Genomic DNA, 13,174 nt, shown 5'->3' with positions numbered 1-13,174 from the left:
TCGACATGCTGTCGACCCTGATTGCCATGACCGGCGTCGTCCCCAAACCCTCTCCACTCCCCGGGAAAGAGTCGAAATCGACGCGGCAGGCCCGACTACCCGATACGACAGAACACGCGGGAACCGATAAATGAATACAGAGCCTTCCGAAGCGGACCGAACAAAGCAGCTGACAGACAGACCCGGGTCTTCGATTCCGCAGCGTGGACATCTTCGCCCACTCGTGACGGATCAATCGATCGCGCGCTGGCTGCTGGTCGTGGTGATCGTCGCGTCGGTCTATTTCTTCCACGGTTTCCTGATTCCGATGCTCGCGGCGGGAATAATGGCGGTCGCAAGCTGGTCAATCAGGTCACATTTCACGAATGAACTCGGATTGCCGCGCAATCTGGCCGCAGCATTACTTATCCTGCTGGTGCTTGCCCTTCTGGTCGTGCCGATATCTCTTGCGTTGATCTACGCCGCGCGGGAATTGCGCATCTGGATCATTTGGGCGATCGAAATCAACGGGACAGGCGCAGGAACACCGGGCTGGATCGCCTCGATTCCGGGGATTGGCTCTTGGCTGGACGAGCAATGGCTGGAGTATATCGGACGTCCCGGCGCGATTGGCGAGCTTGTTCAGACCGTAAGCGGTTCAAACATCGCCAATCTGTATCGAGGTGTGCTGTCCGCCGGATCAATGGCCTTCCACCTGGCGCTCAATGTCGTTTTCACATTGATCGCCTTGTTCGTATTTTACCGCAACGGCGACATGATCGTCGAGCAGCTGGACAGGGTTGGCGCCCGTATCCTGCCGGGCCGGTGGGATCACCTGTCGCGCATGGTTCCAGCGACGATAAGCTCGACAGTCACCGGAATGTCCCTGATCGCCATCTGTGAAGGCGTGGTTCTGGGTATCGCCTATTGGCTTGCCGGAGTGCCATCGCCGATCGTTTTTGGCGTCATCACAGGGTTCATGGCGCTTATCCCCGGCGGTGCGCCTTTGTCTTTCACGTTGATCTCGATCTATCTGGTCTTCAGCGGTTCGGTCTATGAAGGTGCCGCTTTGTTCGTCTGGGGCACGGTCGAGCTTTTCATCGTCGACAAGACGATCCGTCCAGCACTGGTCGGTGGGCCGGTCAAGCTGCCTTTCCTTGCAACCTTTTTCGGCCTGATTGGCGGCGTCAAGACGATGGGGTTGGTCGGGCTGTTCGTGGGGCCGGTGCTGATGGCGTTACTGGTTGCGATCTGGCGGGAATGGCAACGAGAGATCATGGCGCGAAAGTAGCGGCGGGCCGATACCGGCTGCCGCAGGCCAATCCTGACAATTACGCATCATGCAACACGGGCAGACGCGGGGTTGGACCAGCCCATCGCCATGCGGCAGGCTGGTCCTTCCGGTCAAAACCCTAATTGTGCGAGCAGATCGCCCCCGACGATTGCCAGCGCCAGAAATACCGCGAGGGCAAGTTTGAGTTTCGTACTTTTCATCAGCCACCTCCGGTCAGAAAGATACCAGCTGCCAGAATGGCAGACATAATCACGATAAAAAGAAGCCACTGGATAAGCGTCTGCCTTGCGGCTGTTGGCCTGCGACAGCCGCAGGACGAGCAGGCTTTCTGCCCGAACTCCATAGGAGCCTCACAGTCAGGACAGCGAAAGAGAACCTCTTCGGAAACCACGGATTTTCCCGGTTCCGAAGTGGAAGGGTGTTTCTGAGACATGTCGTCTTTCCTGATAATTCGATTCTGGATCGGTTCACCGGACCAGAGGTCCGGCATCAGGTGTGACGCGGTGGCGCCCGTGGCGCATGCGGCAAAATCCCCGCTTGTGGAACCGGCCCGGCCCGGCCGGTCCATGTCACCGGCATCATCCGATTGTCATCGGGTGGCACGGGCAGCGTAACCGCAGATGGCGGGAAACCGTCATTGTCGCGCTGCGCGGTGAAAACGACGCTATTCGCTTTTGTCGTCACCAGAACGGCCAGCTGATCGCCAAGTCTGCTGATGTGGGCCGACCCAAGGCGGCCCGTATCGGTCCCGCGCAACGAGGTCGCACTCAGAAGTGCAAGCAGCAGCAAGCCGCCGGTACAGATTACCGCAATATGACGAAGCCGGTTCAAAGCAGTGTTCTTAACGAAGATGAATGTCAGCGACGGGGTTTATGATTTGCCGTCGAGATGGCCCGATTCGGTTGTCGCGTCGGTGCCGCGCGAAACGTCCGATTCCTGACTCGCCGGGTCTTCGGGCTCGCGCAAACCACGTTTGAACGCCGTCAGGCCGGTGCCCAACTCGCCCATGATGCCGCTGACCTTGCCACGCCCAAACAGAACAACCGTCACGATAACAATAAGAAGCAGGCCGGGAAGTCCGATATTGTTCAACATTTTGAGTTCCTCGATGTCCGATGAAAGAGGGATCGTGCATTTGAAACGCACGTATCGGTTTCCAGATTACAGGCGACGGTTACAGCGCGCGGATCCGATCTCCGCTGCACTTATTCGATACCGTGCCGGAATGATGCTGGATTACGCGACAGGAGGAGCGCGGGAGATCGGCCGAAAATAGGACCGGCTGCAATCCGGTCTGTTGCAAGGCGTCCACTCTACCGGACTGTATTGATCCGGAAACGTCGCTTCCGCGTCCCGGATCAGGTCGACGGGCGGACTGTCATGCGATTTTGGCTCATTCCGATGATCCGCAGCGCGAAACGCGGTTTCCGAAGGCGCATAGAAATGAACCGAGGAACGCTCGGTATCAATAACCGAAAGCCGGGAAGAATCGTTTTCGAATTGAAGAGCCGCAAGGAACAGCAGCCCCACGATCAGAAACAGCGAAACCACGGCGCGGCAAAGCCGTACCGCTGCCTGCCGTGGAAAGTAAGCCCTCTGCATACTCATCGCAGCAGATTAAGCATATTCCGCCCTTTGCAGCAAGGTTGGTGCCGGGTGCGATCCGTGACGCGGCTTGCATTCTCGGCTGCAACCCGAGCGGTAACATCCCCCCTTCGCCCGGCACCATGACCGGAATATGCTCTGACGGGCTTCAGAGTGCCTGCCCGGGAACCGCCGGATATCGACGCTTGGGGGAGAAGCCGTCTCACTCGGGCTTGCGCCATACCAGAAGCTTGTCGATTCTGCGGCCATCCACATCCACCACCTCGATCCGCCATCCGCCAAGATCGAAATGTTCACCCAATCGCGGCAGCGTTTCCATCTTCTCCAATACAAGCCCCGCGACCGTCGCATAGTCGCGATCCTTGTCGAGCGCCCAGCCGATCCGTTCCGCAAATTCGTCAACCGGTGTCCAGCCCGCCACCAGCAGGCTGCCATCCTCGCGGGAAATGATCTTCGCCTCTGCACCCTCGCCTTCGTGGAATTCGCCGACAATCGCCTCAAGCACGTCCATCGGGGTGATGATGCCCTCGAAATGGCCATATTCGTCGTAAACTAAAACCATATGGGCCGGAGATTTGCGCAGGGTTTCCAACACATCAAGCGCAGCCATCCCGTCACGCACCACCGGCGCCTCGACGATCAGATCGCGCAGTTCCGGCACCTTGCCGGAGACTTCTGCATCAAGGAAATCACGCGATTTGACGACGCCTATGATCTCGTCAGGTTCCCCATCACGAACGGGTAGGCGTGAATGGTCGGTTTCCCGAAATCGCTTACCCACCGTCGCCAGATCATCCGTCACCTCCACAAGCTTGACCTCGTGCCGCGGCACCATCAGCCCGCGTGCCGTGCGGTCGGCGATCCGCATCACGCCGGCGATCATATCGGTCTCGGCTTCCTCCATGATGCCCGCCGAGCGCGCCTCGGACAGGACCATCCTGACTTCCTCATCCGTCACGCCGCTATCCGGATCGCCGGACTGACCAAGAAGCGCAAGCACCAGCTTGCCGGATTTGTCGAGCAGCCAGACAATCGGCGCAGCGACAACCGCAATCCCATGAAGAAGCGGCGCGATCCGGGCGGCCGAACTCTCGGGGGCACGAAGCGCGATCTGTTTGGGTACCAGTTCACCGAAAATCAACGACATATATGTAATCGCAACCACCACGCTTCCGACGCCAAGGGTCCGCGCCAGGGCCGGACTCAGCCCGGCTGCTGCCAGGGCATCCGCCATCCTCACGCCAAGCGTCGCCCCGGAAAAGGCACCGGCGAGAATACCGACCAGGGTGATACCGATCTGCACGCTTGACAGGAACCGGCCCGGATCGGCCGCAAGACGCATCGCGGTTCTGGCCCCGCGGCTGCCATTGTCTGCCATGACCTGAAGACGTGCCTTGCGTGAGGAAACGATGGCAAGTTCGGACATGGCAAGTACGCCATTCACAAGCGTCAGGACAAAGACGATCAGAATTTCGAGTAGCATATTCCTATGATTCCGTGCGGGGTCAGGGATTTTTTTGAATTCAGGAGAAAGTCTTCACTCTTGAAAAAATCTTCGTCTCCGGAAACCCGTAAACGAAATCATGCGCGACAGCCAAGAAGATAACAACTGATCCTGACAGCATGGAAGCGCCAAGACCATATGTTCCGGTGATCGTCATGATCATATGCGCATCCAGCCCATACTGGGACCGAATCCGGGATCGGCTGTTGATATTCTTCAAGAGGTTTACATCTGTAAGACTTGATAAGTCACAAAAAATCAAATTATAGCCAGCCATATCGAGGACGGCACCCCACCGGCATAAAAAGCCATCGCATTGCCGGCGAAACTCCGCTGATCCAGGTCATCCCGTTCCATGAACTGCATAATTCCTTCTCATCGGGCATATTATCCATGGAGCAGGAGCCGGAGAATCCGTCACGCTTTCACCGTAGCCATCGCGGATCACATTAAACACCCTAAATCAAATCTGCCGCCCATGCGGGCGAAGTTTCGGTGACCGGGGCCCCATCTGACGATACGGACGGCGTTTCGTGATGTCGGCGCACCGCAGCATTCTCTGCCGCCGAGATCAAATTTATATGCAAGATCGGACAACCCCTTCGGGCGATGGCCGCGCTGATGGCGTGGGTTCACGCACAACTTTTCATTACTTCCGCTGGGCCTATATCGTCACCGCTCTGGGTCTTGTGCTTGGAGCGCTGCTGGGTTGGCAGACCACCGGCATGGTGAGTGGGGTGCTGACCATCTTCTTCATATGTGCGGTACTCGCCGTACTGGAAATCTCGCCTTCCTTCGACAACGCTATCGTCAATGCCAACAAGCTCAAAGATATGCGCCCCGAATGGCAGCGACGCTTCCTGACCTGGGGTATTCTGATCGCAGCGTTTGGGATGCGGATCGTGTTTCCTCTGCTGATCGTGGTCATCGCGGCAAATATCGGCCCGGTGCAGGCCATCGTGCTTGCTGCCGCGAACCCTGGCGAATACGCGCGCATCATGCATGACGCGCATCTGCCCATCGCGGCATTCGGCGGCACCTTCCTGATGATGGTCGGGCTGAGCTTCTTCTTCGACAGCGAAAAGGATGTCCACTGGTTTCACGGGCTCGAACGCCCCATGCAACGCTATGCCGGCATCCGGGGGATCGAGGTCACCATCACCCTTCTGGCGGTGCTGGGTTTCGCGCATCTGCAGGACGGCCCGGACCGGCAGATATTCTTTACCGCCGCGATCTGGGGGCTGCTGACCTTCCTACTGGTCGAGGTCTTGGCGGGGTGCTGGACAGCACGCAGGAAACCCTGAAAACCGCGGCCCGCGGTGGATTGGGGGCGTTCCTGTATCTGGAAGTTCTGGATGCCTCCTTCAGTTTCGACGGGGTCATCGGTGCCTTCGCGCTTACGCAGAGCCTGTTCGTCATCGCCGTCGGCTTGGGGATCGGCGCAATGTATGTGCGCTCGATGACTATCATGCTGGTCGAAAAGGGACGCAGTTGCACTATCGCTATCTCGAACACGGCGCCTTCTATGCGATTATCACGCTTTCCGCGGTGATGTTCGCCCAGTCGCTGATCCATATCCCCGAGGTCATTACCGGGCTGTCCGGAGCGGGTCTGATCGGGTTGTCGCTATGGGCTTCGATTCAGGCGAACAGAGCCGAGGCCTTGCATCAGTCCTGATGCCTCAACGGGTCTCGCTGTATCAGGCCGGATCTTTGAAACCATACGAAAGGGCGGCTATCCACGCCGCCCTTGATGCCTCCTATCCGGGCCCAAACCCAGCGGTCAATCGTCGCATCACCCCATCCGCTCGCTCGAGAAGGATCCGGGCGAGGCGGGGAAAACCACCGTCTTGTTGCCGTTCAGAAACACCCGGTGGTTCGCATGCGCATGGATCGCCCGCGCCAGAACCTGGCTTTCCACGTCGCGCCCAAGGCTCACGTAATCTTCGGGCGATTGACCATGCGTCACCCGGATGATGTCCTGCTCGATGATCGGACCCTCGTCCAGATCCGCCGTCACGTAATGCGAGGTCGCCCCGATCAGTTTCACACCGCGCTCATAGGCCTGTTTATACGGGTTCGCGCCCTTGAAACTCGGCAGGAAGGAATGGTGGATATTGATGATCCGCCCCGACATTTTCGTGCACATCTCGTCCGACAGAACCTGCATGTAGCGCGCCAGAACGATCAGTTCCGCCCCGCTTTCCTCGACAACGCGCATCTGCGCCGCCTCGGCCTCTGGCTTGTTCTCTTTCGTCACCTTGATGTAATGAAACGGAATATCGTGGTTAACCACCACCTTCTGATAGTCCAGATGGTTCGAGATCACCGCCACGATATCGATCGGAAGCGCCCCGATCCGCCAGCGATACAAGAGATCGTTCAGGCAATGCCCGAAGCGCGAGACCATCACCACCACCTTCATCTTGGCCGACTCGTCATGGAACTGATAGCTCATGCCGCCCGATTTCGCCGTCTCGGCAAAGCCCTTGCCCAGCTTGTCCAGCGTGGTCCCCTTTTCCGAGGCGAAGCTGACCCGCATGAAGAACTTCCCGGTCTGCGGGTCGTCATATTGCGAGCTGGCGGTGATATTGCAGCCCTGATCGGCAAGATAGCCGGAAATGGCCGCAACGATCCCCCGGGTGGATTCGCAGGCAACGGTAAGGCAGAATTTCGTCATGAATGTATCCTCTCATGAGCGGGGAGTGAATCATGCCCCGCCAGATCGTCTGTTTTCTCTAGCGCACAGAGGCGCCGCCTTAGGCAGTCAGCCCGTCGGGTTCGGGCAGCCCTGCCGCGCGGCAGCAGGCTGTCAGCGTATTGGCCAGAAGGCAGGCAATGGTCATCGGGCCGACACCGCCCGGTACCGGGGTGATCGCGCCCGCGACCGCTTGGGCCGTGTCGAAATCGACATCCCCGACAAGCCGCGTCTTCCCAGCTTCTTCGATCCGGTTGATGCCCACGTCGATCACCGTCGCACCCGGTTTGATCCAGTCACCCGGGATCATCTTTGGCCTGCCCACCGCAGCGACAAGAATATCCGCGCGGCGGCAGACCTCGCCCAGATCGCGGGTCCGGCTATGGGCAATGGTGACGGTGCAACTGTCGCGCAGCAGCAATTGCGCCATCGGCTTGCCGACGATATTGCTGCGCCCGACGATCACCGCGTTCAACCCGGACAGATCCCCCAGACGGTCGCGCAGCATCATCAGGCAGCCCAGCGGCGTACAGGCCACCATGGCCTTCTGCCCGGTCGCCAGCAAGCCGACATTGAGGATATGGAAACCATCGACATCCTTGGCCGGATCGATCGCATTCAGCACCGCCTCGGAATCCAGATGATCCGGCAGTGGCAACTGCACCAGAATCCCATGCACCGCATCATCGGCATTGAGCTGCTCGACCAATGCCATCAACGCGTCCTGTGTGGTGTCGGCCGGCAGCTTGTGCTCGTAAGAATTCATCCCCGCCTCGCGGGTCTGGATCCCCTTGTTGCGAACATAAACCTCGCTGGCCGGATCCTCGCCGACCAGCACCACGGCAAGCCCCGGCGTGATCCCCTGCGCCTTCAACTGCGCCACATGCGCAGCGACACGCTGCCGGACATTCGCAGAGAATGCCTTTCCGTCGATCAGAGCCTCTTGGTTGACGGGTATATCGCTCATGCCGGTTCTCCCTTCAGACGTCTGGCGGTTTCCTGCAGCACATGCCAAAGATCGCGCGCCATACTGCGCATCGTCATCACTGCAAGCCGGTCCTCGGCGCGGCGGACAAGGAAAACGCTGAGGTGATGCAACCCGGTGCGGGTCGCGCTTCCGGGGCCAAAGCTTCCGGTATCAATATTGACCAGTTTTTCCATCATGGCCCGTATCGGCGCATCGCCGCGATCCGATGTGATCTCGAAAACGGTCCATGCGTCGGTCTGTTCGGTGATCGAGCAACCCGGCGCATGAGAGGCCAGTTCCGCGGCGAAATCCTCGGTGGCGCGGGTTTCGGCCTCGATCATCCATTGATCGGGACCGGTCCAGAAGGCGGCCACCCCTTGCCCCTGGGACCATTTCCCCGGCGCGGGCAGCTCCAGCCCCATCGGCGCTGGCATGTCGGCAGCCCGGCGCAGCGCCAGCGATGCCAGCGCCATATCGGCGTTCTCGGAAATCCGCAGCGGGCCGAAATGCTGATCGGCAGGCGCGGATGCCCCCAAGGCGGTGATCGGTGTCAGGTCAGTCACGCAGGCGTCCTCCGTCCGGGTCCACAAAATGGGGTGAGACGACGCGCAACGCGACCTGCTGTTGGTCCAGCGGGTTCGCTCCGGTTATCACCTCACCCATACGCTCGTCGCCACGGGCCAGAAAGCCCAGCCCGATGGCGGAACCGACATGCGGGGAATAACAGGCCGAGGTGATCCAGCCCTGATCCGTCTCGGTATTCTGCGCGGCGCCCTCGGTGAATAAATGCATCCCGGCCAGTACCGGCTGAGCGGAATCGACCGGCTGCAGCCCGACCAGCCGCCTTGTATCGGCGGCCAGCCCCTCGCGCCGTGACATCACCGCGCCGATACTGTCCTTCTTGGTCGAGACCATCCGGTCCATGCCCAGCATCTGCGGGCTGGTCTGGCCGTTCAGCTCGTTGCCTGCCGCATGGCCCTTTTCGATCCGGAGTGCGCCAAGCGCCTCGGTCCCGTAAGGAGTCGCGCCCAGATCCGCGCCGGTCTCGATCAACCGTTGCATCAACGCATTGCCGTAACGCGTCGGTACCGCGACCTCATAGGCCAGCTCGCCCGAGAATGAGATACGGAACAACCGCGCCCTGAGCCCGCCGCAGATGGTCAGGCTTTTGCAGGCCATGAAGGGGAATGCCTCGTTCGAGATATCGACACCCTCATCCATGATCCGTTCCAGCAGCCGGCGCGCATTCGGACCGGCAACCGAGACCTGCGCCCAGGCATCGGTGGTCGAAATCAACTGCACATCCATTTCGGGCCACAGACATTGCCGGGCGAATTCCATATGCCGATAGACCGGCCCTGCCTGTGCCGTGGTAGTGGTGACGACGTAATGATCCTCGGCCAGACGCGCGCAGGTGCCGTCGTCCCATGCGATACCATCCTCGCGCAGCATCAACCCATAACGGACCATGCCGGTTTTCAGGGTCTTCATGCCATTGCAGTAAAGCCGGTTCAGGAATTCCCCCGCATCGGCGCCCTGCACGTCAACCTTGCCAAGCGTGGTCACGTCGCAGATGCCGACGCCCTCGCGGGTGGCCAGAACCTCGCGGTCGACGGTCTGACGCCAATGGGTTTCGCCCGGACGAGGGAAATATTGCGCGCGCATCCACGGCCCGACCTCGACGAAAACCGCGCCCTGAGCCTCGGCCCAGTGATGGGTCGGCGTCAGGCGGCGGGGGCGGAAATGCTCGGCCGTGTTTCCGCCGCCCAGCACCGACAGCGATACACCGGAATAAGGAGGGCGGAAGATCGTCGTCCCGGTCTCGGGGATCGGTTTGCCGGTCAGTTCCGACATGATCGCAAGGGCGGTGACATTCGCCGTCTTGCCCTGATCGGTCGCCATGCCAAGCGTGGTCCAGCGTTTCAGATGCTCGACCGGGCGCATGTTTTCCTGATGGGCCAGTTTGATATCTTTGACCGTGACATCGTTCTGGAAATCCACCCATGCCCGGCCCCTGCCCGGCACATGCCAAAGCGCATGCGGCTTCGATACCACATCCTCGGCCTGCGGCAGATCGGGCAACGTGGCCGTGATATCCAATTCTCCCAATGCCTGCACGGCGGCCTCTGCACCCGAGCGTAGCGCGGCAGCAGTGCTGCCCTGCCCGTTCGCGGCACCGGCGACGATCAGGCCCGGAGGACCGTCCTTGGCGGGAACGAAGCTTTGCAGCGCCTCGTCCCAGACCGGACGGCCCCGGTGATGCGAGGCCAGATGCAGATTCGGATTCCAGCCGCCCGAAACCCCAAGCGCGCCGCAATCGATCCACTGGCTCCGTCCGTTCTGCGTCACCTCGACCTGCGTCAGGCCAAGCCGGCCCTTGGCATCGCTGACCACGCCGCCGGCGAAGACCGGATAACTTCCCATCGCCGTCACGTTGTCGCGGCTGTCGATGACACCGGCGATATCGACTCCCTTGGCGGCAAGATCGATCGCGGTGCGATGCCCATCGTCATTATTGGTGAAGATGGCCACCCGGGCGGCAGGGCTGACAGCCCAGCGATTGGCGAATGCCCGCATTGCCCCCGCAAGCATAATGCCCGGACGGTCGTTATTGGCGAAGGGAATATGACGCTCGACCGCACCTGCCGCCAATACCGCACGTTTCGCGGTGATCCGCCACAGGGTCTGGCGAGGCTTGTCCCCCGGCTCGGGAAGATGATCCGCGACCCGCTCGACCGCGCCATAGATGCCGTGATCGAAGGCGCCGAAAACCGTGGTGCGGCGCATGATGCGCAGATTGGGCAGGCTTGCCAGTTCCTCTTCCACGCCCGAAACCCAGCCGGTGGCGGGCGCATCATCCAGCAGATGCGTCTCGGCCATCAAGCGGCCGCCCAGACGGAAATCCTCGTCGGCAAGGATCACCCGCGCGCCGGAACGCGCCGCCGCCTGCGCCGCGGCAAGCCCCGCCGCGCCGCCGCCGATCACCAACAGGTCGCAATGCAGGAAACCTTTGTCGTAAGCGTCGGGATCGGCCTGCATCGACAGGCTGCCCAGCCCCGCCGCCCTGCGGATCGCAGGTTCGTAGAGCTTTTCCCAGAACGCCTTCGGCCACATAAAGGTCTTGTAATAGAATCCCGCTGCGAAGAAGGGTGAGAAAAGATCATTCACTGCCAGCAGATCGAACCTCAGCGAACCGATACGGTTCTGGCTGCGGGCGTCCAGCCCGTCGAACAGTTCCGCTACCGTGGCGCGGGTATTCGGCTCTTGCCGTGCCCCACCGCGCAGTTCGACCAGCGCATTCGGTTCCTCCGATCCCGCCGCGATCAGCCCCCGTGGGCGGTGATATTTGAAACTGCGCCCCATCAGCCGCACATCATTGGCCAGCAGCGCCGAGGCCAGCGTGTCGCCCGGATGCCCGGTAAGCTTTCGGCCATCAAAGGTGAAATTCAGGCTGCGGGAACGGTCGATCAGCCCTCCGGAAAGCCGGGTCATGCCTCACCTCCATTTGCCGCAAGGGCCACATTGCGGGCCAGTTCGGCCCCAAGGATCTCATGTGTGACGGTATCGCGGGTCACGATCAGCCACGAGCGGTCGCCCTGTTCGTGAAACCACAGCTCGCGATGCACACCCGCCGGGTTGTCGCGCAGATAAACATATTCGGCGAAAGCCGCCTCGGCGCCCTCGGCCATGCCGTCCGGGCGATCGATCAGCCTTGCATCGCCCAGATATGTGAACTCCTGTGCGTCACGAAGACCAAGCAGGGGATGGGGGATCAGCATGACAAGACCTCAATGCAGGTTCGGCGCAGCGCCCACGCCTTTTTCATCAATGACATAACCGCGTGCGAAACGGTCCAGACGATAGCCTTTGGCGGTATCATGTGGCGTATCCCTGGCCAGCAGATGCGCAAAGGCATATCCGCTGGCGGGCGTCGCCTTGAAGCCGCCATAGCACCAGCCCGCATTCAGATAGAGTCCCTCGACATCGGTGTGATCGATAATCGGGGAGCCATCCATGGACATGTCCATGATCCCGCCCCAGACCCGCAGCAGCCGCGCTCTGCCGATCATCGGCATCAGCGCCATACCACCCTCGGTCACATCCTCGATCACCGGCAGGTTGCCGCGCTGGGCATAAGAGTTGTACCCGTCGATATCTCCGCCGAAGACCAGCCCGCCCTTGTCGGATTGACTGACATAGAAATGCCCCGCGCCAAAGGTGATCACGCCCGGGATCACCGGTTTCAGCCCCTCGGTCACGAAGGCCTGCAGCACATGGCTTTCGATCGGCAGGCGCATCCCCGCCATCGCCATCACGCGCCCCGTGGACCCGGCAACGGCGACGCCCACCTTTTTCGCGCCGATATAGCCACGCGACGTCTCGACCCCCTGAACGCGGCCACCCTCGATCCGGAAACCGGTAACCTCGCAATTCTGGATCAGGTCGACCCCGCGCATATCTGCGCCCCGGGCGTAGCCCCAGGCGACGCCGTCATGCCGTGCCGTGCCGCCCCGGCGCTGCAACAGCCCGCCCTTGATCGGGAAACGGGCATTGTCGAAATTCAGGAAAGGCGCCATCGCGCGCACGCCGGCCGCATCCAGCAATTCCGCATCCGCGCCCGCCAGCAGCATCGCGTTGCCCCTGCGCCGGAAGGCGTCGCGCTGCGCATCCGTATGGCACAGGTTCAGCACGCCGCGCTGGCTGATCATCGCGTTGAAATTGAATTCCTGCTCCAGCCCTTCCCACAATTGCATCGAGAATTCATAGAAGGGCTCGTTCCCCGGCAGCATGTAATTCGAGCGGATGATCGTCGTGTTCCGCCCGATATTGCCCTGCCCCAACCAGCCTTTTTCCAGCACCGCGATACGCGCCTGACCAAAGGTTCGGGCCAGATAATAAGCCGTCGCCAGCCCATGCCCGCCGCCGCCGACGATGATATAATCATAGGATGATTGCGGTTCGGGATTGCGCCAAAGCGGCTTCCATCCCTTATGGCCTGTCAGGGCCTCCTTGATGACGCGAAAGCCGGAAAAATGCATCGCTCAGACTCCTTGTTCCAGCCCAATCTGGCACAGCATGCCGCAAAAAACATGCCTGAAACAGACATTACCTTGCCCATACAGGACAT

10 protein-coding genes and 1 pseudogene are annotated in these 13,174 nt (G+C 60.6%); 2 read left to right on the top strand and 9 right to left on the bottom strand.

All coding sequences use genetic code 11. From position 1 onward, the window contains the following. The first annotated feature begins 130 nt into the window (after positions 1-130). Positions 131-1,270, top strand: a complete 1,140-nt coding sequence (locus tag Q0601_RS04340; protein ID WP_370656091.1) for an AI-2E family transporter — start codon at positions 131-133, stop codon at positions 1,268-1,270. 492 nt (positions 1,271-1,762) lie between these two features. Here the strand turns inward: Q0601_RS04340 and Q0601_RS04335 are convergent, their stop codons facing one another. From Q0601_RS04335 to Q0601_RS04325, 3 genes are all read right to left on the bottom strand, one after another. After that, positions 1,763-2,104 carry a hypothetical protein gene (locus Q0601_RS04335; protein ID WP_305287525.1) on the bottom strand — a complete coding sequence of 114 codons (342 nt, stop codon included), beginning with the start codon at positions 2,102-2,104 and terminating at the stop codon, positions 1,763-1,765. 39 nt (positions 2,105-2,143) lie between these two features. Continuing rightward, positions 2,144-2,368, bottom strand: a complete 225-nt coding sequence (locus Q0601_RS04330) for a twin-arginine translocase TatA/TatE family subunit (protein ID WP_305287524.1) — start codon at positions 2,366-2,368, stop codon at positions 2,144-2,146. 712 nt (positions 2,369-3,080) lie between these two features. Then, positions 3,081-4,361 (bottom strand): hemolysin family protein, encoded by a 1,281-nt coding sequence (locus tag Q0601_RS04325; protein ID WP_305287522.1) that lies wholly within the window; start codon positions 4,359-4,361, stop codon positions 3,081-3,083. Between the two features lie 602 nt (positions 4,362-4,963). Between Q0601_RS04325 and Q0601_RS04320 the strand changes: the two are divergent. Continuing rightward, a pseudogene (locus Q0601_RS04320) lies at positions 4,964-6,059 on the top strand (DUF475 domain-containing protein). Between the two features lie 117 nt (positions 6,060-6,176). On the opposite strand, the gene purU reads toward Q0601_RS04320, so the two are convergent. The 6 genes from purU to Q0601_RS04290 all read right to left on the bottom strand — a co-directional run bounded on the left by purU (position 6,177) and on the right by Q0601_RS04290 (position 13,085). Further along, complete coding sequence (gene purU / locus Q0601_RS04315; RefSeq protein ID WP_305287458.1) at positions 6,177-7,061, bottom strand: formyltetrahydrofolate deformylase; 885 nt, start codon at positions 7,059-7,061, stop codon at positions 6,177-6,179. 79 nt (positions 7,062-7,140) lie between these two features. Beyond that, positions 7,141-8,046 (bottom strand): bifunctional methylenetetrahydrofolate dehydrogenase/methenyltetrahydrofolate cyclohydrolase FolD, encoded by a 906-nt coding sequence (gene folD / locus Q0601_RS04310; protein ID WP_305287519.1) that lies wholly within the window; start codon positions 8,044-8,046, stop codon positions 7,141-7,143. Beyond that, the gene (locus Q0601_RS04305; protein WP_305287517.1) at positions 8,043-8,609 is read right to left on the bottom strand and encodes a sarcosine oxidase subunit gamma; all 567 of its coding nucleotides are present in this window, start codon (positions 8,607-8,609) and stop codon (positions 8,043-8,045) included. The genes folD and Q0601_RS04305 overlap by 4 nt, the downstream gene beginning before the upstream one ends. Beyond that, positions 8,602-11,538, bottom strand: a complete 2,937-nt coding sequence (locus tag Q0601_RS04300; RefSeq protein WP_305287515.1) for a sarcosine oxidase subunit alpha family protein — start codon at positions 11,536-11,538, stop codon at positions 8,602-8,604. Before Q0601_RS04300 ends, Q0601_RS04305 begins: the two co-directional genes overlap by 8 nt. Next, positions 11,535-11,825 (bottom strand): sarcosine oxidase subunit delta, encoded by a 291-nt coding sequence (locus Q0601_RS04295; protein ID WP_119746958.1) that lies wholly within the window; start codon positions 11,823-11,825, stop codon positions 11,535-11,537. The genes Q0601_RS04300 and Q0601_RS04295 overlap by 4 nt, the downstream gene beginning before the upstream one ends. Positions 11,826-11,834: 9 nt before the next feature. Then, entirely contained in the window at positions 11,835-13,085 is a 1,251-nt protein-coding gene (locus tag Q0601_RS04290; protein ID WP_305287511.1) for a sarcosine oxidase subunit beta family protein, read from the bottom strand. Between the last annotated feature and the right edge of the window lie 89 nt (positions 13,086-13,174).

This window comes from Paracoccus wurundjeri, from assembly GCF_030678915.1.
Taxonomy (GTDB): Bacteria; Pseudomonadota; Alphaproteobacteria; order Rhodobacterales; family Rhodobacteraceae; genus Paracoccus; species Paracoccus onubensis_A.
Note: the sequence above shows the minus strand (reverse complement) of the source record. Positions and strands in the feature narration are given on the sequence as shown.

Excerpts from the sequence above, each read along its gene's own strand:
- Q0601_RS04295 (WP_119746958.1), bottom strand. The coding sequence starts at position 11,825 with ATGCTGATCCCCCATCCCCTGCTTGGTCTTCGTGACGCACAGGAGTTC.
- Q0601_RS04300 (WP_305287515.1), bottom strand. The coding sequence starts at position 11,538 with ATGACCCGGCTTTCCGGAGGGCTGATCGACCGTTCCCGCAGCCTGAAT.
- Q0601_RS04325 (WP_305287522.1), bottom strand. The coding sequence starts at position 4,361 with ATGCTACTCGAAATTCTGATCGTCTTTGTCCTGACGCTTGTGAATGGC.
- Q0601_RS04340 (WP_370656091.1), top strand. The coding sequence starts at position 131 with ATGAATACAGAGCCTTCCGAAGCGGACCGAACAAAGCAGCTGACAGAC.
- purU (WP_305287458.1), bottom strand. The coding sequence starts at position 7,061 with ATGACGAAATTCTGCCTTACCGTTGCCTGCGAATCCACCCGGGGGATC.
- Q0601_RS04330 (WP_305287524.1), bottom strand. The coding sequence starts at position 2,368 with ATGTTGAACAATATCGGACTTCCCGGCCTGCTTCTTATTGTTATCGTG.
- Q0601_RS04290 (WP_305287511.1), bottom strand. The coding sequence starts at position 13,085 with ATGCATTTTTCCGGCTTTCGCGTCATCAAGGAGGCCCTGACAGGCCAT.
- folD (WP_305287519.1), bottom strand. The coding sequence starts at position 8,046 with ATGAGCGATATACCCGTCAACCAAGAGGCTCTGATCGACGGAAAGGCA.